Source organism: Candidatus Kurthia intestinigallinarum, from assembly GCF_003991225.1.
Classification (GTDB): Bacteria; Bacillota; Bacilli; order Bacillales_A; family Planococcaceae; genus Kurthia; species Kurthia populi.
On sequence record NZ_JTFC01000027.1, the window covers coordinates 14629 to 33601 of the forward strand.

General features: G+C 33.7%; 20 protein-coding genes and 1 pseudogene. 5 read left to right on the top strand and 16 right to left on the bottom strand.

Annotated elements, in window-relative coordinates; genetic code table 11:
* Nucleotides 1-180: 180 nt before the first annotated feature.
* Both QI30_RS07545 and QI30_RS07550 read right to left on the bottom strand, forming a co-directional pair.
* Entirely contained in the window at nucleotides 181-1704 is a 1524-nt protein-coding gene (locus QI30_RS07545; RefSeq protein WP_233600546.1) for a GNAT family N-acetyltransferase, read from the bottom strand.
* Nucleotides 1704-2252, bottom strand: a complete 549-nt coding sequence (locus QI30_RS07550; protein ID WP_126990331.1) for a glycerol-3-phosphate acyltransferase — start codon at nucleotides 2250-2252, stop codon at nucleotides 1704-1706. Before QI30_RS07550 ends, QI30_RS07545 begins: the two co-directional genes overlap by 1 nt.
* Nucleotides 2253-2456: 204 nt before the next feature.
* Between QI30_RS07550 and QI30_RS07555 the strand changes: the two genes are divergently transcribed.
* Together QI30_RS07555 and QI30_RS07560 are read left to right on the top strand one after the other, a co-directional pair.
* Nucleotides 2457-2951, top strand: coding sequence for an SMI1/KNR4 family protein (locus tag QI30_RS07555; RefSeq protein WP_126990332.1), 495 nt, complete (start codon nucleotides 2457-2459; stop codon nucleotides 2949-2951).
* Nucleotides 2952-3180: 229 nt separating this feature from the next.
* A pseudogene (locus QI30_RS07560) lies at nucleotides 3181-3774 on the top strand (NAD(P)-dependent oxidoreductase).
* Between the two features lie 79 nt (nucleotides 3775-3853).
* Here the strand turns inward: QI30_RS07560 and QI30_RS07565 are convergent.
* The 6 genes from QI30_RS07565 to QI30_RS07585 form a co-directional block, all read right to left on the bottom strand.
* Nucleotides 3854-5047 (bottom strand): hypothetical protein, encoded by a 1194-nt coding sequence (locus QI30_RS07565; protein WP_126990333.1) that lies wholly within the window; start codon nucleotides 5045-5047, stop codon nucleotides 3854-3856.
* A 411-nt stretch (nucleotides 5048-5458) separates the two neighbouring features.
* Nucleotides 5459-6967, bottom strand: coding sequence for a DUF1846 domain-containing protein (locus QI30_RS07570; protein WP_126990334.1), 1509 nt, complete (start codon nucleotides 6965-6967; stop codon nucleotides 5459-5461).
* Nucleotides 6968-7394: 427 nt separating this feature from the next.
* Nucleotides 7395-7577, bottom strand: coding sequence for a hypothetical protein (locus tag QI30_RS07575; RefSeq protein ID WP_126990335.1), 183 nt, complete (start codon nucleotides 7575-7577; stop codon nucleotides 7395-7397).
* A gap of 93 nt (nucleotides 7578-7670) precedes the next feature.
* Entirely contained in the window at nucleotides 7671-7817 is a 147-nt protein-coding gene (locus QI30_RS20380) for a hypothetical protein (protein ID WP_158620987.1), read from the bottom strand.
* 170 nt (nucleotides 7818-7987) lie between these two features.
* A complete protein-coding gene (locus QI30_RS07580) occupies nucleotides 7988-8353 on the bottom strand; it encodes a hypothetical protein (protein ID WP_126990336.1) in 366 nt (121 codons plus the stop codon).
* A gap of 159 nt (nucleotides 8354-8512) precedes the next feature.
* Nucleotides 8513-9238 (bottom strand): GNAT family N-acetyltransferase, encoded by a 726-nt coding sequence (locus QI30_RS07585; protein ID WP_126990337.1) that lies wholly within the window; start codon nucleotides 9236-9238, stop codon nucleotides 8513-8515.
* 244 nt (nucleotides 9239-9482) lie between these two features.
* On the opposite strand from QI30_RS07585, the gene QI30_RS07590 reads away from it, so the two are divergent.
* Both QI30_RS07590 and QI30_RS07595 read left to right on the top strand, forming a co-directional pair.
* Nucleotides 9483-9689 carry a helix-turn-helix transcriptional regulator gene (locus tag QI30_RS07590; protein WP_126990338.1) on the top strand — a complete coding sequence of 69 codons (207 nt, stop codon included), beginning with the start codon at nucleotides 9483-9485 and terminating at the stop codon, nucleotides 9687-9689.
* Nucleotides 9689-9982 (top strand): DUF3796 domain-containing protein, encoded by a 294-nt coding sequence (locus QI30_RS07595; RefSeq protein WP_126990339.1) that lies wholly within the window; start codon nucleotides 9689-9691, stop codon nucleotides 9980-9982. The genes QI30_RS07590 and QI30_RS07595 overlap by 1 nt, the downstream gene beginning before the upstream one ends.
* Nucleotides 9983-10382: 400 nt before the next feature.
* On the opposite strand, the gene QI30_RS07600 is transcribed toward QI30_RS07595, so the two are convergent.
* The 4 genes from QI30_RS07600 to QI30_RS07615 form a co-directional block, all read right to left on the bottom strand.
* A complete protein-coding gene (locus QI30_RS07600; RefSeq protein ID WP_126990340.1) occupies nucleotides 10383-11660 on the bottom strand; it encodes a hypothetical protein in 1278 nt (425 codons plus the stop codon).
* A complete protein-coding gene (locus QI30_RS07605; RefSeq protein ID WP_233600547.1) occupies nucleotides 11647-12180 on the bottom strand; it encodes a sigma-70 family RNA polymerase sigma factor in 534 nt (177 codons plus the stop codon). The genes QI30_RS07600 and QI30_RS07605 overlap by 14 nt, the downstream gene beginning before the upstream one ends.
* Before the next feature lie 149 nt (nucleotides 12181-12329).
* Nucleotides 12330-12656, bottom strand: a complete 327-nt coding sequence (locus QI30_RS07610) for a hypothetical protein (protein ID WP_126990341.1) — start codon at nucleotides 12654-12656, stop codon at nucleotides 12330-12332.
* 563 nt (nucleotides 12657-13219) lie between these two features.
* Nucleotides 13220-13705, bottom strand: a complete 486-nt coding sequence (locus tag QI30_RS07615) for a tetratricopeptide repeat protein (RefSeq protein ID WP_126990342.1) — start codon at nucleotides 13703-13705, stop codon at nucleotides 13220-13222.
* Between the two features lie 400 nt (nucleotides 13706-14105).
* On the opposite strand from QI30_RS07615, the gene pyrF reads away from it, so the two are divergent.
* On the top strand, nucleotides 14106-15044 hold the full coding sequence (pyrF, locus tag QI30_RS07620) for an orotidine-5'-phosphate decarboxylase (RefSeq protein WP_126990343.1): 939 nt from the start codon (nucleotides 14106-14108) through the stop codon (nucleotides 15042-15044).
* 361 nt (nucleotides 15045-15405) lie between these two features.
* Here the strand turns inward: pyrF and QI30_RS07625 are convergent, their stop codons facing one another.
* The 4 genes from QI30_RS07625 to QI30_RS07640 all read right to left on the bottom strand — a co-directional run bounded on the left by QI30_RS07625 (nucleotide 15406) and on the right by QI30_RS07640 (nucleotide 18967).
* Nucleotides 15406-16047 (bottom strand): DUF3885 domain-containing protein, encoded by a 642-nt coding sequence (locus tag QI30_RS07625; RefSeq protein ID WP_126990344.1) that lies wholly within the window; start codon nucleotides 16045-16047, stop codon nucleotides 15406-15408.
* A 557-nt stretch (nucleotides 16048-16604) separates the two neighbouring features.
* Nucleotides 16605-17054: a hypothetical protein gene (locus tag QI30_RS07630; RefSeq protein ID WP_126990345.1), complete on the bottom strand. Its 450-nt coding sequence runs from the start codon at nucleotides 17052-17054 to the stop codon at nucleotides 16605-16607.
* A 327-nt stretch (nucleotides 17055-17381) separates the two neighbouring features.
* On the bottom strand, nucleotides 17382-18023 hold the full coding sequence (locus QI30_RS07635) for a hypothetical protein (protein ID WP_126990346.1): 642 nt from the start codon (nucleotides 18021-18023) through the stop codon (nucleotides 17382-17384).
* A 356-nt stretch (nucleotides 18024-18379) separates the two neighbouring features.
* Entirely contained in the window at nucleotides 18380-18967 is a 588-nt protein-coding gene (locus QI30_RS07640) for an AbiV family abortive infection protein (protein ID WP_126990347.1), read from the bottom strand.
* Nucleotides 18968-18973 lie beyond the last annotated feature (6 nt).

The window sequence follows — 18973 nt, forward strand, 5'->3', positions numbered from 1 at the left end:
ATACGGTAATTACTTGTTTATATTAGTATCTTATTACGTGTTTTTAGAATTGTCAATATTTTCTACAAATTGTTTTCTTTTTTCTACATCACGTTATTTTTACATAAAAATATTATGAAAAAAGAAATTTTTTGGCATAAAAAAAGAAGCATTGCCCTACAGGAGCCCTGCTTCTCTTCCTTATTTCACTTGCTGATACCACTCAAAAACGCGCTGTAAACATTTAAATGCTTCATCAAATTGCGGACCAATAATTGAAATTTGTGCCAAGCCCTGCTTTTTTAAATAGCCGCTTTCATCATGTAGTAGTAGGCCATTTAATCGCGCAATTTCCAAAAACTCTGTTGGTAGCTGATAACTCACAATCATTGGATATCCCTGTGCATCACTTAATTTATAGCGTGCAAAGGCAGATTGCTCGAGCGTTTTAAAACGGGTATTCAGCACATCAAATCGTGCCGGATAATGTGCAAGTGCCTCCACAACATTTGCTACTAAATACGCTGGTAATGTAAACGGTAGCTTCTGCTGCTGATAATGTACTAAATTACTATACAGAGGTGCATCATTTTTAGTAAAGTGTTCATTTGAAAAAACAAAGGCTAAGCCACTTAGCGCACCAATTGCTTTGCCGCTCACCGCTGTTGCTAATAAGTAACGGGATATATCCACAGGTGTTGCGCCAATGCTACTAATGCCATCGATGCAAATGTGAATATCGATATCTGCTAGTGCTTCAATCAAATCGCCATTCCAGACACCTGTTGACGTTTCACCTTGTACGAATACAAGCCAAGAATAGGCATTTTCTACAATCAATTCGCGGATGACCTGCGCATCAAATTTCGCTCCCCAGGCAACTTGATGGCTATCAAAATTTAATCCCCAATGCATGGCTTGCTTTTGTAGACGTTCGCCAAATTCTCCATTCGCCAAAATCAGCCCGCGTTGTGCCCCAACGACTGCTTTTAATTGTCCGAGCATGACATCATTTGCTAGTGTTCCACTACCAACGAGCGTGCTAACATGGCGTGCATTTGTTAAGGTGCAGAGCTTTTTTTGCATCTTTGCATACAGTTCTTCAAAGGCGAGCGAACGATGTGACAGCGCACTATGCGTTAGTTGCGTTTGTGCAACAGGCCCCGGATAGAAATTCATTGGCTCAAGACGAATTTGTTGCTGCATTTGCAGGCAATTTGCACGCGTTAAAATCATCGGAATAAAGGCCGCATCCGCTGTACCAGTGGCTTCTGAAAATGCTTCAAAGCCAATGCGACGATACAATTTTTCTTCTCTTGTCACACCTGAAATAACCGCCGCCGAATAGCCTCTATCATAAACATATGTATAAATGGCTTGTGCCAATTTTTGAAACACACGACCGTTACGGTAAGCTTTTCGAATAGCTAATAAACGAATTTCACATAAATGTGACGTATCATATGCCGCAAGTAACGCTTCAACTGGTCCTCCCACCTTGCCGTCTACCGAAAATGGACGCTTATCTCGAAATGCTAGCATGCCAATTAATTGCTGCTCTTTATAAACGACTACATACGTATTTTCATTATGAAAACGGTCCACAAGACGGCGCTCTGTATTCGTTTCATGCTGAGGAATTTCTTCTACAAATGTTTCATAATTTAGAGCCGCAATTTCATCAAACTCTGCTGCTGTCGTTGCTATTTTACAAAAATACATCATTAACGCCACCTTTCTTGAATATTTGTGCGATGCTTAAGGAGGACTGCGGCTAATGCGAGGAGGAGCACACTGTATGCTGGATAAAAAATGAGAATTCCAGCGATTAGAGCAAGCACACTAATGACAAATCCAAGTGTTAAACTACGTGTCAGTAAATAGCCGATGCCAATCATAACGAGGACGCCGATCAATAACAGCGGCTCTAGCACGACAAGTCCTCCTAATAATGTCGCGACCCCTTTTCCTCCGTGGAAGCGGAGCCAAAATGGATATAAATGGCCTAATAAGCCACATATAAGGCCCAGTGCCGCTATATAATCTGGAAACCCAAGTACATGCGCTGCCATCACAATGATGACGCCCTTTAACACATCGCCCGCTGCTGTCCACACAAAGGCCATCTTCCCAAGCGTCCGTCCCGCATTACGCGCACCTAAATTTCCACTATGCTCATTTGCTAATGAAACGCCGTACACTTTTCCAACAAGTGCTGCCGTCATACACGTTCCCAGCAAATAGCTACACATACTATAAATAATCACAAGCATCTTTACGCCTCCCTTCTATGTCCATTCCCTTTCTATACAAAAAATCTCGTAGAAAATGTTTCTTTTGATGAATTCGTCTTAAAACACATCTACCACCATATTAGTAGATGAATACATAATTAAGATACTACTTGGCTACGAGCGTTTGTTCTTGGTAAAATATTCAAAAAGAGAGATAATACTATTATATACGAGGTGCAGAAAATGCAAAAATATGAATTAACGAAAAAACAAATTTTTGAGTATGCTGATACGCTTGAGTTAGCCTTTTTTGATGGTGTAACACCAGAATTAATAGCCGCCTTTGAAAAAACAATCGGATTTGAAATCAAAGGAAGCTACAAACAGTTTCTTTTAGACTTTGGCTTTCTCTCTTTCGGTTCCCTCGAAATATTTGGTATACCTCACAAGGAGATTTTGAAGCAGAACGAGGACGATACGAATGCTTTAACACAGACATTAGCTAGTCGAAAAGAAATAAATTTGAGTGAAAATCTCTTAATTATTTATAACTTCGGCAATGGTGAATTATATTGCCTTGATTTATCTGAAGCAGTTCCTAAAGTCGTCGTCATCTGGGATGCTGAAGCAGAAAACAATGCGCACCCTCCAATTACAGAAGTAATAGCGGACTCATTCGAAGATTTTTTTGAGGAATATGTCAATGCGGAAATAACCGATTTTGAAGAGGAAGAATAGCTACTTCATCCCTTCTTAGAAAGACGGAAATTTTAAAAAACCAAATCAGCCGAACTTTGTAATTACCCTTCCTACACTTTCATGAATTGTATTACTAACTAGAAAAGCCAAAATGATAAACTATACTACATATTCTATTTAACGTAGATTCCAATTCATTTTGTTGCGATTGAACGGTTTTTCTTTGATAGTAAGCTTCTACACAAAGATAGAAAAAAGCAGACATGTTATGAAAATTATCGTATTTGGCGCAACTGGTGGCGTGGGCCAACAGGTTGTAAAGCAAGCATTAGAAAAAGGCATCAAGGTGCCTGCCTTTGTACGCACACCCTCAAAGATTGCATGGGTAGATGAGGCGTTAGAAATTATCTAGGGCGATGCCTTCAATAAGGAAGAAGTCGCTGCCGCCATTGCAGGGCATGATGCTGTCGTGTCATGCTTAGGCTCAAGTCAGGGCATGAAAAAATCAACGGAACTTGAAGAGATGACGAAAAATATTGTAGATGGCATGCAGGCACATCATGTTAAACGTATTGTCTACACAGCTTCTGCAGGAATTAATAAAGAGATTCCTGGCATTAGCGGAAAAATCGTCATGAAATTACTTAAAAATGCGCTGACAGATCATCGCCATGCGGTTGACTATATTGAAGCACATGGATTAAACTTTACGATTGCTAGACCGATGAGTTTAACGAACGATATCTTCACAGGAACATACAGAGAATCAAAAGCATTTGTGCCCGAAAAAGCAAGTAGAATTTCGCGCGCTGACGTAGCACACTTTATTCTTTCAAAAATATACCCACACTCTATTTTTTAATTATTATCTTCGTAAAAGCTTATATTTCTTTAATTGTATCCTTTGAATGTGCCCAAACTAGAATTGCATTACAAAAAGATTAAACAACTATATGAATAATATTGGATTCTTCGAGAATAATAGTGCCTTCAATTTCTCCAATGTTTTCAATAATAATTCGATTATCCATCTTTATAGATGGTTGATTCAAAAATAACTCTATTAATTGAACATCTCTAAAATCATTTCCAAACGTAGTGCAAACAGATTGCTTAATAAAATAATCTTTATCTCTTATTCTTACATTTAAAAAGTTATGGTGTAATGCTTGTTTATTAAGTTGGATAATATTCATTGGATCAAAGCCAATTAATTTTATAGCACCTGAAATGATTAATTTTATACCTTCCGATTCGTTAAATTTTTTAAAGGCTATGGATTTAGTTGTTTCAGCGTTATTTATTATTTGGAAAACTTCTTCTGAGTTATTAGGAATTGTTATTTCAACAGGTGTGTACGCTGGGCAGTTATTTTTGAAAAATGAATACAAGCTTACATTTGATTGCATAAACTCTACTTTCCATACCTTTGAAATGTCATCTAATAATAGACAAATAAACAAACCCGAGTTATAGCAGCTACTTCGAATGTTTATATGCGATAGATTGCTATCTAGTAATTGCTCGACATATTTGTTAATAGCATTCTCTTGATTAGAACTAACATCGTTTAGAGCCTTATATTCAACATAAAAAGCAGGCCCTTCAATAGTTTCAATCGCATTTTCATAGCCTACATAATCAGGGAATAGCACTGTTCTCTTATCTCTTAGTGTGATAAACTCGTTTATTTTTTGTTGTTTTTCTTTTAAATTAGTTGATACAAAAGCTTCAAAAAGTCTTTCTCTTTCTATAATGCGTAATTCAATATTTTTAAAGTCAATCGGGTAGTTGAATCCCACTATTTCATCTGGATAACGACTTTCCCCAGATAAATGTTGAAATACATGAAATGATTCATGGACAAGTAAAGAATAAATTTCTTCGAACGATTGATAGAGTGTCGTATCTACAATAGCTGTTGGCACTTCTTCAAAAAGAATACAGGTGCAAGCTTGAAATTGTTTTGTTTTAGCTAATTTTATATAAGTCTCACCATTACATTTAGGATGATTAAATAATAGGACATCTTTTTCATCAAAAATTGCGAACGGTACAAGATAAAAATCGTCCCAATACTTTTTTAAGCGCTCAGAACGTAGAGTTGTTAAAATTCTATCTAAAATATTTTGCATGAAATTCCCCTTTCAAAACCTATTAGATATTTATCCCTAAAGTAATTTGTTGTTCACAATCAACGAAACTAATCTTTTACGATTAATACCTTACTGCGGGGACGATTTCACAAGTCTCACTCTCTTCAAGAAATTTCGTGACGATGCTTGTATCCCCGTCTTCAACTAGTAAAATAATCAACGCACAATATAATGTAAAATTTAACATAAAACTCAATTTATTAAAATCCTTATTCTACAATATGTCTCTACTATTGAATAACACACCTAAATCAGTAACTAGGAAACCTTTCTGATTTAGTTTTGACGCTTACAGTCTAAAACACCTATCCATCACTTACATTCAGTTTCTATGAAATCAAAAAACCGCCCCAATACGGAGCGGTTTTTGTTTTATTCTTTATAAGAAAATTAGTTATAATACAAGTTTTCAGTTGGATAAACTGGATCATTTGTAAGATCGATTCCAAGTTTCTTAATCGTTTGTTCGTTTTCTGTATTCAAGATAACAGTAGAGTGCGCTTGTGTATCTTTTAAATTTGGTAATTGCTTATGAGCCAACTCAGAAGTAGGGTTCGTCACCGCACTAATTGCTAATGCAATCAATACTTCGTTGGCACTTAATGTTGGGATACGGCTATTTAAGTCATCCGTTTTTAAGCGTTGAATTGTTTGCAAAATCATCGGTGATAACAAATCGATTTCATCGGCAATATTCGCTAATTTCTTTAAGCCATTTAAAATCGCAGCTGCTGAAGCATCCATCAGATTTGTCGTTCTACCCGTAATCATCTCACCATTTGTCAGTTCAATTGCAATGACAGCTGGCGAATTCGTGCTGTCTGTGCTCTCTTCAATTGTTTTCGCATACTTACGCGCTGGCAATACAGGTGCACGGTCTTCTTTCTTTAAGTTGCTCTCTTCTAAAATCACTTGCATGCGACGCATACTATCTTCGTCAGCAAGTCCTTTTTTATAGTCGTTTTCGACGCGGAAACTACGACGAATGATTTCTTGTTTGGCCGCTTCTTGAACAATCGCATCATCTGTGATACCTGATTTCAAGCGGTTAACACCCATATCAGTAGGTGAAAGATACACAGACTCTTTACCTGTGATTTTTTCAATAATACGTTTGATAACAGGGAATGTTTCCATATCACGATTGTAATTGACTGCTACTTTTCCGTACGCTTCATAGTGATAATTATCAATCATGTTGACGTCTTTCAAATCGATTGTAGCTGCTTCATACGCAATGTTTACTGGGTGTTTTAATGGTAAGTTCCAAACAGGGAATGTTTCAAACTTCGCATAGCCGACTTTATTGCCTAGTTTATTCTCGTGGTACATTTGGTTAAGACATGTTGCAAGCTTACCGCTAGATGGCCCTGGTGCTGTCACGACAACAATTGATTTTGTTGTTTTAATATAAGGATTTTTCGCAAAACCATCCTCGCCCATAACCGCGTCCACATTTGTAGGATAGCCTTCGATTGCAGTATGTGTGTAGACGTTAATACCGCTTCTTTCAAGCTTTGTCATAAATACTTTAGCTGTTGGCTGTCCTTGGTAACGAGTCACCAAGACACTATTGACAGAAATCCCACGTGATCTGTATTCATCGATTAAACGTAGGACATCTTGGTCATACGTAATCCCGTAATCTTCACGGACTTTATTGCGTTCGATGTCGCCAGCGTACACACAAATAATGATTTCAGCGTTATCTTTTAGTGTATCTAATAATTTAATTTTGGCATCTTCATCAAATCCAGGTAAGACACGCTTAGCATGTTTATCCCCGATTAGTTTCCCACCAAATTCCAAGTAAAGTTTATCGTACTGCTCTACACGCTCTAAGATATAGGCAGATTGTTCTTGTAAATATTTGTCTGAATCAAATCCAATTTTCTTCATTTATTTCCGCTCACTTTCTACACGTAAAACTATCTCTTAAACCGATAGATGAAAACACCTTAAGAGAGAACATTAATTAAAATATATCCTTTATCATTTTGAACTACCCATCATTAAAAATCAATGGTTTTTGAACGTTGTTAGAATAATCATTCCATACTAATTAGCGTTTCTTCTATTTGTTTACACCGAAGCACAGTGATAGGAACTTCACATATGAAATGATTTACAATATGAAGGGAATAAAGTGAGGGACTTCTATATGAACATGGATATTTTTGATAACCAGACTGGGGAGAAAGACGGAATTAACAAGGAAAATCTAGTGATAGAAAAATAAAAGAAGTGCAGTAGGATTTAAAAGGAAATATGACTTAATAATAGGAATGTATAGCGATTCCTGAAAATCATACTGCTAACTCATATGTTAATTCATACGTTTCCCTGTCTTTAAATCATAAAATTTATAATCTATTACTGTCCCATACTTAGGGGTTACTGTAATTTCACAGTAATAAGGAATTGCTTCGCCATAAGCATCAAGAGCAGGAACTCCATCGGTAAAAAACTCTTCATCTGTATCGATCATATTAAACGTTGTATCAGTCAATGAACTACCAGATGATACTACTTCTACCGTACACTTGCCTTTAACAACATCAAAGTCTTTCGTTATAATTGATTTTAAATCAGGAATGGTGACCTACAAAAGGGCAACCCCAATTAGAAAGGCGCCAAGTGCACTAATCGTCGTCCAAAATTCCACTTCTCTATGTACAAACATTAGTATGAATAAAATCACACCAACTATAGTTAATACAACACCTACACCGAATAAAAGAAAACTCATTAAAATAATAATCACTTCCTTACATCAAATAATTACTGTATTACATTAATTCAGTTAGAAAAGTTTCAAAAATACATTATAACACGCTGCAATGCGGCAATGATTTAACAATGATTCGTGGCTTTTTTGATATTCCCTAACTTTGATTTAGGAACGTTACTTGTATATCGTTATACTATTTTAGTAATAAGTTTAAACTTCGGCTTAAAATCAATTTCAAACGTTTGTAGGCGTTCATCATCTTCAATTGTCAGCATAATACTAGATACATCTTTTTTATCATTGATAATTTCAAAACGAGCTATATTCTTTAACTCTAGATATGTAATCAAATTTTTTGTATCATGATTCGTTACTTGAATTTTCACATCACCACAAGCTGGCTGCAACGTTAAAATAAAATCTTCAAATCCATTTGAAAATTCATAGGTTGCTTCATTATAAAAAAATACCATTGTGTCGGATGGTGTATCTAAAAAAGTTGGCTCACATTCAAATAATACTAATAGCTCATGTTCTTCTGGAAATTCTTGCACTAATAATCTCCTCACTTTCACATCTTAGTGTACCAGTATCCTATACTCAAATACAAAACAAGTTCTTAGAGTAGGAGTTGAAGTATTATTTGAATTTAATTGTAAATTCAGACATATGTTTAAACCCTTACATTATTAATTTTGCTAACGATAAAATCATTATAATTTATTAATATAATCTAAAGAAACTAATGTATGCTTATACTGAGTACAATCGTTTGAAAGCATTATTTTTTTCATTGGAAAATTATCAACTTGAGTAATGCCCAAATAAGTATCCGCATGAAAATCTTTTTTTAATCGATATAAACCGAGGGAATGTAATTCTTTTCCGATCCCTTTATGCTGAAAATGCGGATGAACACCAATCCAAAAAATACGGCCTTCATTGTTTGTATGGGGCTCTATATGCGGAAGTACTACACCAACTGGTTCATTATTCTTCTTATAAACGGTGAACATTTTTTCTGATTGTGATGGAAGTTCCTCCTTCATTTGAATTAAAAATCTTCTTGCCTCTTTTAAGCTTATCCCCATAAATTCAGACAATAATGAAATAGATTTGTGATCTAAAGATGGCCAAATTTCGTAATATGGCGGTATTAAACATTTATCTCCAACTAAATTCTTCGTAAATAGTACTCTCTCTCCTGTAATATACATTTTAGATTTCGTTTCTTTTAATTGATTTAATATATTTAAAGGACATTCTAGCCTGATTTTCTTTATTTTATTAAGCGAACTACATACTATAAGTTCCTGAATAAGCCCATCTATCTCTAATAAGTTATTTCTTGCATTATTTAAAATTTCGAGCATAATAGTGTCGCTATTTTTTATATAATGTACACCTTTACTTTGCAATTCTTTTAGTATTATCTCCACTAGATTCACTCCATTTATCTCTTCTATACATACGAAACCTAAAATACAATATATTACATTTTATAATATATAATGTAAATAAGTAGAAATTTCAATGAATAAGCTGTGAATTTCCTTTACTTGGATTTAGGAACGTTATTTTAATATGAGACTTATAAATAATTATATAAAGGTAAATATTGACATAAGATGAAATGTAAAGTACACTTTACGTAAAGTGACCTTTACATTAGGCGGTGAATTTATGAAACATTGCATTAAAGAATTGCGTTCAGCATTTGGTTGGACGCAGGAGCAATTTTCAAAAAGTATAGGTGTCTCAAGGCAAACCGTTATTTCGATTGAAAATGGTAAGTATAACCCATCTTTAGAATTAGCATTTCGTATTTCAAAAGTATTTGGAAAAACAATTGAAGAAGTATTTATTTTCGAAGAAGGACGTGGCGAATAATGAATTTGATGGCATTGTCAGGCATACTATTAGGAATTACTGGTGGTTTATTTGGATTGGTTTATGGACGAAAAAAAGCAGCTCAAAATAGAGGGTTAGATGAACGATATGAAGAAATCACTAAAAAGGCGTTAGCTAATGGGTGGAAAGTAACTTTAGTTGCCATCTATGTATTTTGGTTTTTACTTGTATTTGGTGTTCAAGTTTCAGTAGCACAAGTTTTAGGACTATTATTAGTAGTTCATATGATTGGCTGGGCAGGTTTTAGATTTTACTATCAAATTAAATATTAGCATTTTTTAAATGGCTCTCATTCTGTAACTACTGATAACATATTTATTAAGTACTTTCATAAATCATAATAGTAACTAGAAAATCCACGAATCATTGATTTAATAATGATTCGTGGATTTTTTGATATTCCCAAATTTTTATTTAGGAACGTTATTTAGATTTTTTTGTATACGTTATAAATACTTGTTGCATTAAAGTATCAATTACTTTAAGTATATTTTTACACACTTTTTATCTTTTGTTTGTAATTCCTTAAGTATGTTAGAAATACGACGATTACACATGACATTCCAGTTATTGAAGATATCACTAAAACGAAAAAACAAATAATAATTTGTAATATATACTTAAACACTTTTGACCCTCCACTAATAAAAATACCTAAATATCATAGCTGTTTTAATATGCTAATAGTTTATTATTAACATATATTGATTGAATTTCTTCAAAGTCAATTGGTTGGTCTGGATAAAAAGTGATAGTAGATTTCGAATCATCTATATTTGCTATATGTTTAGACATTTTTATTTTTTGATTATTTTTCATTATGAATGTGATATTTATATCTTCTTCATTCCAACGTCCTTCTCCTTCTATTGTGATGCCCAATGGTGATAGCTCTACGATGGGGTTCTGGAGATTTGAAATATTTTTATTTACGTGAATTTCTCTAGTCTTTATAGTCTTAACATCAAATTTCAACTTCCAATTGCCATCGATTTGATGTTGATAATGATAAATCATTGCACCTAAACGAAGATCTTTAAGGTCAAGGTTTCTAAGATCAAAACCGTATTCTATGAAATTGCGTCCATACTCTAAATTCCCGTTATCCTTTCTACCATATACTACGGAAAAAGCAGGATCTATCGTTTTATCACTGTCATTTAACAAATATAAAAAAGCATAATCTAGAGAGTCTTTCTCTCGCCAGTTTGTTTGAACGTATAATGTCTGTTCAGAAACACCAATATTTTGAACTACTAAGTTTTTATACGCTGGCATTGCTATGTTTAAATTTCCTTCAGGTAAAACTTTAGATAAAAATAAATCTGGATTTTCACCGCCACTACCATTTAAAAATTCCTCTTCTAATGGAACTAGTTTTTGTATAGATGCATCCTTTAACTGAACAGGAATATTTTCCACTTTTATTTTTTTCTTGTACCCGTTTAACGTCTGTATCTGTAATGTTAGAGTGTCTTCTTCTATCCCATTAAAACTCAAAATACGTACAATAGCTGTTCGTGTTTTATCGTTATAAGAAACTGTTTGTGCATTAAATGAGCTACCTTTAGAAAGAGAAAAATCATAGAGATCTAAAGTGGAAGTAATACGACTTTTTTCGATATCTTTTATCGCTAAATAGATTACTGTCGATTTCTTATCCTGTGTAGCTGAAAGTACTTCTACTTCTATACCTTCATTGACGACAGTCTGTTCAATTGGTTGTAAGAGTGTTGCTAATTCAGGACTAAGCAACGAAACAAGTTGGTTCATAGATGCATTGTATGTTGCAGCAGCGGTAATAGAACCTGTCAGAAGAATAGTAGCGGTTGGAATCGTAATCCATAATTTTCTCTTTTTCTTTTTTGATTGGCGAATCCCTTTTTTTGTGATCTCATGTAAATTAGCAGGCAATGGAATATGGTCTAATGATTTTTTAATTGGATTCATACATATCCTCCTTTTCTATACGAATACGCAGCTTTTTTAATGCTCGATAACAAATTGATTTTGCTGTACCTAAAGGAATTTGGAGTATATTTGCAACTTCTGTATAAGGTAAATCTTGATAGTATTTCAGCAAAATCACACTTTTTTCTTCGTTCGTCAAAACATTCATTACTTGTTCTAGCAATATTTTCTGATCGATATGATTTTGATTTACTATAGCTTTTTCTGGTAATACTTCAGACATATAAATGATTTTCTGTTTTCCTCTTAATAAATTAAGTGCATTATTTATCGCAATTTTAATAAGCCACGTTTTAAAATATGCAGGTTCTTTTAAACCATGTATTTTTTCAAAGGCTTTACAAGCCGTTTCTTGTAAAACGTCTAATGCGTCTGATTCATTTTTTACATATACATAAGCAATACGATATATATCTGCTTCATACGGCTCGAAAAGCTTTTCAAACGCTTTATCATTTCCTTTTTTTGCCTTTTTAAATAATTTATGTATTTCAATCACACCCTTCTCTATATATTAGACACGTCAAGTTGTTATTTGGCTTAAATTTTTTCCATAAATTAATAAAAGCCCATTCCAATGAATGAGCTGCTAGTTTACCTAAGTGGCATCTGGAAACGTTTATTGTAGGTATATATTATTTTTTAAAATCAAAAAAAATTAGATAAACTTGTTGGTTTAAATATTACTTCATAATCAACTAACTCTTTTTGTACTTCTTTTGTTAAAGATTGACCAATTTCATTATGAGTAATTATTTCTTTATTTGCATTTTCTTTTAATGCGTCTTTATCCCAATCTATCCATTCACCATAGGCATTCATCCACGTATTTAATTCACTTTTCAAACGTTTAGAAAAATTAAATTCTTCTAAATCGAGGTTGTAGCCACAAACTGCACACCATAATGCGTCTGCTCCTACATCTCCCTCAACTTTAACTTTTTTTAAGCTAGGACAACCACAAACTTCAATCATTAAAAACCCTCCCTAAATTCATTTACTGGATAATTATAACAGCATACGACGTTTTAAATAAAGCTCCCGAAGCACTGAGTGGGAATCAAAATCACTCCAATTCCGTAACGACCGATAACACTTTTTCTTAGGTACTTTCATGAAACATAATGTTAACTAGAAAAGCCACGAATCATTGATTTAATAATGATTCGTGGCTTTTTCATATATTCGCAAACTACGATTTGAGAACGTTTATTAACGTTTGATTTGTATACGTTATAAATATTTAATCAATTGATTATAACCAATCCTTCGCATAAGCAACTAGCCCAACAATCGCACCCGCTGTGGAACCAAAAAATACAAAATAGCTCGTTTTTATTTCGGCGATGTTCCATTTGTTATTTGTAGTGTTCATCAAAAATCCCTCCTACTTAATATGATAATTATAAATTACCATAAAAAGGATTTTAATTATATATAAACCGAAGTTTCATTTAGGACCGTTTATCAAGTTTGATTTGTATAATAGATAAACCTGATTACACAAAATCATCTATTGATTTAAGTGTTTTTTTGAACTATTTCCAAATGTTATCTAATTTATCTGAATAGAAATCAATCGCTTTTTTATATTTAAGTAATTCATTATCAGTTGTTGTATCGATCAAACATTTTAGTAACAACTCCATTGCTTTATTATGTTCATTCAAATTATATAAAGTCATTGAATAGAATGTCTGAATAGCCCTGTTATTTGGGAATGATTCAATTCCCTTTAAAAATATAATTTTTGACTTTTCATATTCCCCTAATGTCCTATAAGTACTCCCTAATCCTAATAAGGCTCCTTCTAACTCTTCTAAAGGCAAACCTAATTCAATGCTTTTTTCATAAAAAGGTACTGCTTTCGACTCTTCTCCTAATAAATCAAAACTCCAAGCACATTGATAGTTAATTGATGCATTATCGGGGAACTCCTGCACCAGTTCCATTAGTAATTCATTAGATTCTTTATAGTTTTTAGTTTTTCGTAAATAAATAGCCTTTTCTAATCTTGCACCCACTATTATCCAGCCCCTCTACTTTTTCTGTTTGTTCCACAAAATTTCTTTTAATTATAGTATAAATATTCCCAAAGACGTATTTAGGAAGCAAAATTTCGCCAATTCGGTAAGTACCAATAACACCTTTCATGGGGTATTTTCATAAATTATAACATTAACTGGAAAAGCCACGAATCATTGGTTTAACAATAATTAGTGGCTTTTTTAATATTCCAAACTTTGATTTATGAATGTTATTTTTATTGGATTGTATAATCTTAATGATAAAACAGTATTTTTTTCTGACGATAATTTTTTAGATAATATAAACAAGTTATTCATCTTATTCTTTTTAAAACACAGAATTTTCTTTCTTTTTATTATATAATAAAATAGTAAAAATTTGAAAAGAGGTATATGGATGAATTTTGCAGATAGAACATGTGATGAAATTAAGAAAAAACAATCGCACGCTGTGATTGGCTTGGATCCAGTCATTGAACGGTTACCAGCTTTTATATTAGATGAAGCTGAACAAAATTATGGTAAAAATGATGAAGGTGCAGCCGCAGCATTTATTGCCTTTAATCGTTTTATTATCGATACGATTGCACCATACGTGGCGATTGTTAAACCACAGCTTGCTTATTATGAAGTATACGGTGCTGCAGGAATCGATGCATATTGGCAAACAGTAAATTATGCACAGCAAAAAGGATTAATCGTGATTGCAGATGCAAAGCGAGGCGATATTGATTCTACTGCGAGTGCCTATGCACGTTCGTTTTTTGGTGATGCTTCAAATGAATGGCAAACGCCTAAAAAAGTCGATTCGTTAACAATTAATCCTTATTTAGGATCAGATAGTTTAGCACCTTTTGTTGAACAAGCCATCGCAAAACAAACGGGCTTATTTATTTTAGTTAAAACAAGTAACCCATCATCTGGTGATTTACAGGATGTTGTGACAGCAAATGGAACGATTGCAGAGCAAGTGGCACAACTCGTACATACCTATGCAATGCGTGATATCGGCACAAGTGGCTATTCGTCTATTGGCGCTGTAGTAGGTGCAACATACCCAGAGGAGCAGCGCCTATTTAGAGAAGCAATGCCGACCTCTTTATTTTTAGTCCCTGGTTACGGAACGCAAGGTGGTACAGGCAAAGATATTACAAACGCCTTTAATTCAGATGGCTTGGGAGCATTAATTAGTGCATCTAGAAGTATTATTTTTGCTTACGAAAAAAATAAATTACAAACACGTGAAGAAGTACAATTAGCAATCAAAAGTGCCGTAAAAGCTATGAATGCAGATATCAACACCGCCTTAAAAGATGTAAATAAATTATACTGGTAATTTAACCATTTTCAATGTCTTCAAAGAGTTATTCGGCAACGTTTTTTGTATTCAAATGTATAAGCAGAGTTTAAATTATCCATTGCAATAGAGTATAATTAAATAATAATACTCCGCCTCTGTAGCTCTAGAAGGGAAGAGCGCCGGAAAACAATTGTAGCACCGGGTCGCAAGGTAACGGTTTCAGAAGCACCGAAAAGCAAAATAGCTGAGGCAGGTGAAATTCCTAGCCGGTGAAATTCCGTAGGGAAGCGTGTTCCCCGTAGCCTATGCTTACGAAAGGAGTGCGGGTTCGAATCCCGTCAGAGGCTTTGTCTAACGTTCCTAATGTGTCATTGGGAACGTTTATTTATAGGCAGCTTTAATTTGACCCATTATCTCTCACTTGAATTTCCCATTCTTTAAGGGATTCAACGAGTTGTTTATGCAATTTCACGTCAGTATTCATAATTTCGCAACCTCTATCATCATAAATATGAAAAATGCACTTCGTTCTTACATTTATGAAGAAAACATCAGGTGGATATAGGCAATCCTTTCTTCTTAACTGAGGTTTCAAAGAGCCAAAATCCTTATGTATTAACGTCTTTAAAAGAGACTCTAGTTTTAGATCTGAAACTTTACATAATAATTCCATTTGCTGAACACAAATATCATCTCCATCAAATTGCCAAATAAACTCATGCATACGTAATGAATATTTTTTTTGTTGTATTTTTACATATCGTTGAAAAAAGTTTGGATATACCGTTTTATTGCTGTCATTTGGATAGGAATTAGCAACAAGGATTACATCATCATCCTTTTTAAACAACAAAGAAAAAACAGTAGCTACGTGCCTATACACGCTGTAAAATCTTTTCATATTTAGTTTCCCATCATCATTAGTCTGATACATATCCTCACCTAATTCGACGTGAATACCTAAATCCAAAGAATGATACAGATCTGGTGTTAATAATAAACCTTTATAATATTCATTCATTAATTTCGTTATTTTCATATACACTTTTACCTTTTTGATATTTTTTATCAGTTTAACTAAACTGCTGAATTAGTTGAAGGAAAACTTACAAAAAGGTGTGTTTGGGTACGTTTTAAAAATAGAAATATACAAGAAAATACAGTTATTGTTTTCCTAACTTTGCAACTTTTTTTAAATATAGAATACCTAAAAGCCAAATTAACGCACCCATTACTTTGTATATAATTGTTCTAAATACTTCATTATCTACGGTGATACTTATAAATAAAGAACCCACTAGAATTATCAGTATTCCTATGATTGAATGAATTATTTTCATAATTTACACATCCTAAAGCGATTTTTACATTATATACCATTTTAACATTTTATTCGTAGCGTCTCAAAGCATTATTTTCTAATAAAAACAGCACCAAGCACTGTTAAATCAGTGTTTGGCGCTGTTTGAAATGTTACCTAACTTTTATTATGTATCGATTTGTATACAGTATAAAGCAATTGCGCCTGTTTGTTGAAGATAGTTAATAAATTTAACTTCAGCTGTAATTACTTCCAAATGATACATATGACTTTGACTAATCTTCTTGATTTTCTTTAAGAACCCAAGGCATACTAGATTCAAAACTTAACTGTAGCACTGGGGAGGGAAATTCTTCTGGTACAAACACCAATTCCTCTGTAAAACCTAACGTAAAATTCTCAACCTGAATAGTATTCATTTCATTAAAGTTAGATACTGTACACAATTCTCCTTCTATTACTCTTCCAACAAAATGATAATCTCCCATGTAAATACGTGTCCCAACTTCCTCGGAAGGAAAGTCGGAAAGATGTGCTGGTTTTTCAGGAAGAATGCCTAACTCATTGAATATATCGGAAATAGGCGTCTTTAAAAACTTAGTTGATTCAACATAATTTAAACAATATAAGCAATTACAAACATCCATATCTTTCCTATAAAACTCTCTTGTCTTAATAGGGTCGATTTCTAATAACCATTTCCCAATTCTAATTTGTTGCAGCATTAAAACACCCCTTTCTCTCTTAAATATTTGATCGATTATAACATGAAACCCTGTTTCTTTTCCGAATTCTTATTCAATAAATTTGAAATATAAATATCATCAAAGCGCTGTTTGGAAAACAAAACCAATCCAATTACGTAACCATCGATAACACTTTTTCCCGGGCACTTTCATGAATCACAACTTTAATTAGAAAAGCCATGAATCATTGATTTAATAATGATTCATGGCTTTTTTGATATTCCAAAACTTTTATTTGGGAACGTTATTTAGGTTTACTTTGTATAGTTTATACATTGTAAAAATAGATTTTTAGTTCTTATAATTTTAACTAATTCCACCATTTTTATCAGAATCAAATTCTAATGGTATTGTGTGTGTAGAGATGATACCATATTGCGAATAATTCCCTGAAACTTCGATTAAATAAGTGGCACCATCATCTTTTAATAAAGCAACATTACCATATTGATTCCAATTTATATTAGAATCCTCTGCTTCCGAAGAAATCCCATTAAATATAGAAAATAATTGTCTTCCTTTTTGTGTATTTTCGTTTAATTGTGTATCAAAAGAACCTTCAAAAACAATGTTCTCTTTTTTCGAGCCTATTTTTAATGTCACTATCTTCGGTACAGAAGCTGGATGATAGCGTTCTTTATTTTTTGAAACAGCAATGGATACATCAATTCGCTCTTTTACACGTTTTTTAAATGTGTCAACTTCAACCCAATCTTCATCAGAAAATGTAGTAATGGGTTCTAACTTGAGGTCTGCGTTATGTTCTTCGTTAATATCTTCTATGACAGCTACATATTTTTGATAATAATCCTCTTTTTGCTCTTGTGTTAACTTTAAAAATATTGGTGATACATCTTCTGTAATTTCTTTGCTATCGGCATCGTTATTAGTACAACCTGATAAAACTAACGCCCCAAATAAAATACTTATGTAAAGATATTTTTTCAACACTTTCACCTCATTTAACATTATTAGATATACCAATAATACCATATATGTTTTTTATTGGTATTATAAAAAAGTAGTTCCCAAAGCTGGATTTGGGAAACAATATGACTTCAATACTGTAACTATCAATACCCCCTCTACACGAATTACTCATACAATCTACCCTTAAAAATTCGCTCATTCACTTGCTTTCTTCTACTTATAACCTAACTAAAAAAGAGGATGGGACAAAACACTTTTTTTTAGCGTTCGCAACGAAAAACCGGAACCGCGCAACAGCGCGATTCCAGTTTTTCTTATGCTCATATGAGCGAGTGTTCTTACACGTATGTCCCAGCCTCTTTTTCATTCTGTCCTTAATAATCCATCATTAATTGATTGGCGAGTGCTGCCATGCCAATCTCTATCATATGCTCGTATGTAATTACGTCGGTTGGGCATTGATAGCCGTCATTTGTAATATCGACTTGCAGCACGCTTTTGCGTAGCTCATTGCGCTCATGCATCACGCGCTCAATATGATCCGCTCCGTCAAACATCATATATTGAAGTGGCTCATCAAGTGCAGCTACAAGCGCTTCCTCATCTCCTGCTAGTAATCGTTTAAACGAATCAATGGCATTCGCAAATTCTGATAAGGTTTGAACCTCATTGCCAAAGGCACGGTCTTTTAATAATTTTACGAGCGCCTGCTCAATAATCGTATCTTTTTCAAGCACGGTATTATCATTTAATAAATCGACATCAATGGCCGGCCAATTAATCGGTGCTACTTTTTCCGTGCGCTCAATACTAAAATATTTATTCATTTCATCAATCGCGGCTTGAAAGCATAAATACGCACGACTGTAGCGATGACGCGCCGCTAAGAGTAATCCGTCCTCAATCAATGCCTCACTATTTTGGCGTAATCCATCTAAAAGTTGCTGTGTCTGTTGTTGCATGATTCA

Coding starts and splice junctions, on each gene's coding strand:
- QI30_RS07545 (WP_233600546.1), bottom strand. CDS start 1,704: ATGATGTATTTTTGTAAAATAGCAACGACAGCAGCAGAGTTTGATGAA.
- QI30_RS07550 (WP_126990331.1), bottom strand. CDS start 2,252: ATGCTTGTGATTATTTATAGTATGTGTAGCTATTTGCTGGGAACGTGT.
- QI30_RS07555 (WP_126990332.1), top strand. CDS start 2,457: ATGCAAAAATATGAATTAACGAAAAAACAAATTTTTGAGTATGCTGAT.
- QI30_RS07565 (WP_126990333.1), bottom strand. CDS start 5,047: ATGCAAAATATTTTAGATAGAATTTTAACAACTCTACGTTCTGAGCGC.
- QI30_RS07570 (WP_126990334.1), bottom strand. CDS start 6,967: ATGAAGAAAATTGGATTTGATTCAGACAAATATTTACAAGAACAATCT.
- QI30_RS20380 (WP_158620987.1), bottom strand. CDS start 7,817: ATGAGTTTTCTTTTATTCGGTGTAGGTGTTGTATTAACTATAGTTGGT.
- QI30_RS07590 (WP_126990338.1), top strand. CDS start 9,483: ATGAAACATTGCATTAAAGAATTGCGTTCAGCATTTGGTTGGACGCAG.
- QI30_RS07595 (WP_126990339.1), top strand. CDS start 9,689: ATGAATTTGATGGCATTGTCAGGCATACTATTAGGAATTACTGGTGGT.
- QI30_RS07600 (WP_126990340.1), bottom strand. CDS start 11,660: ATGAATCCAATTAAAAAATCATTAGACCATATTCCATTGCCTGCTAAT.
- QI30_RS07610 (WP_126990341.1), bottom strand. CDS start 12,656: ATGATTGAAGTTTGTGGTTGTCCTAGCTTAAAAAAAGTTAAAGTTGAG.
- pyrF (WP_126990343.1), top strand. CDS start 14,106: ATGAATTTTGCAGATAGAACATGTGATGAAATTAAGAAAAAACAATCG.
- QI30_RS07625 (WP_126990344.1), bottom strand. CDS start 16,047: ATGAAAATAACGAAATTAATGAATGAATATTATAAAGGTTTATTATTA.
- QI30_RS07630 (WP_126990345.1), bottom strand. CDS start 17,054: ATGCTGCAACAAATTAGAATTGGGAAATGGTTATTAGAAATCGACCCT.
- QI30_RS07640 (WP_126990347.1), bottom strand. CDS start 18,967: ATGCAACAACAGACACAGCAACTTTTAGATGGATTACGCCAAAATAGT.